1 protein-coding gene is annotated in these 1,368 nt (G+C 62.9%); it reads left to right on the top strand.

Annotation, left to right across the window (positions count from 1 at the left end):
- Nucleotides 1-57 precede the first annotated feature (57 nt).
- The gene (locus tag ACYQ1H_RS15465; protein WP_460028930.1) at nt 58-1,332 is read left to right on the top strand and encodes an IS256 family transposase; all 1,275 of its coding nucleotides are present in this window, start codon (nt 58-60) and stop codon (nt 1,330-1,332) included.
- Nucleotides 1,333-1,368 lie beyond the last annotated feature (36 nt).

Genomic DNA, 1,368 nt, shown 5'->3' with positions numbered 1-1,368 from the left:
GTACCTGCTGAAATGAGATTGCAGAGATCACGTTTCAGACACTCAATGAGGTACGCCATGAAGAACGATAACGCAGGCAGCTGGGGACAGCCAGGGGGCATGGACGATGCGTTGACGGAATTGTTGCGCCAAGGGGCGCGGGGCCTGATCGAGCAGGCCGTGGCAACGGAGTTGCAGGTCTTGCTGGAGCAGTATGCCAACGTGACCGATCTGGCGGGTCGCCAGGCGGTGGTCAGGAACGGCTACCTGCCGGAGCGCGAGATTCTGACCGGACTAGGACCGGTGGCGGTCCGGCTGCCCAAGGTACGAGATCGCTCCCAGAGCGGGATCAAATTCAACTCGGCGATCGTGCCGCCCTATGTCCGCAAGGCGCAGCGCGTAGAGGCGGCACTGCCCTGGCTCTATCTGCGAGGGATCTCAACGGGCGATATGCAGGAGGCCCTATCGGTCCTGCTGGGCGCGGAAGCCAAGGGGCTGTCGCCGGCGGTGGTGAGCCGGCTGAAGGCGGAGTGGGCTGAGGAGTATGCCGCCTGGAACCAACGTGACCTCAGCGGGGAGCATTACGTCTATGTCTGGGCGGACGGCATTTATTCGACTCTGCGCGGCGAGGACGACCGCCTGTGTCTGCTCGTCCTGATCGGGGTGAATCAACAAGGCGAGAAGCGGCTGTTGGCCTTGTCGGATGGTTACCGGGAATCGAAGGCCTCCTGGCTTGCTGTGCTTCAGGATTTGCAGGCGCGGGGCTTGGCGCGACCGCCGGCCCTAGCCATTGGCGACGGCGCCCTGGGCTTCTGGGCGGCGCAGGACGAGGCCTGGCCGGAAACCCGTGGTCAGCGCTGCTGGGTGCACAAGACGGCCAACGTCCTCAACGAACTGCCGCAATCCATCCAAGGCAAGGCGAAGGCCGGTTTGTGGGAGATTTGGAAGGCCGAAACGAAGGCACACGCGGAGAAGGCCTTCGACCGCTTCGTACGGGACTTCGGTGCCAAGTATCCCAAGGCGGTGGCGAAACGGGTCAAGGACCGGGCGGCCCTGCTGGCCTTCTACGACTTCCCAGCCGAACACTGGGTGCCTATCCGCACCACCAACCCGATCGAGTCCAGCTTCGCGACGATCCGGCACCGCACGACCCGGACGAAAAACTGCGTGTCCCGGAATACGTTGCTGGGCCTCGTCTTCCAACTGGCCCTGACGGCGGAGCAGTCCTGGCGCAAGCTGGGTGGCTTCAAACTCTTGCCCGCCGTGGTGCAAGGCATACGCTTTGTGGATGGCTTGCGGGTCACCGATCAACCGCCCACCGAGTTTGCAGAAGAGCAGCAGATCGCCGCCTGATTCAAGACAGCCATACACCAGATTTGACTATAGCTC

The organism is Methyloparacoccus murrellii (genome assembly GCF_054657115.1).
This window is presented reverse-complemented; position numbering and strand designations above follow the sequence as displayed.

What these genes read in the sequence shown, in the direction of transcription:
- ACYQ1H_RS15465 (WP_460028930.1), top strand. Translation starts at nt 58, where the DNA reads ATGAAGAACGATAACGCAGGCAGCTGGGGACAGCCAGGGGGCATGGAC.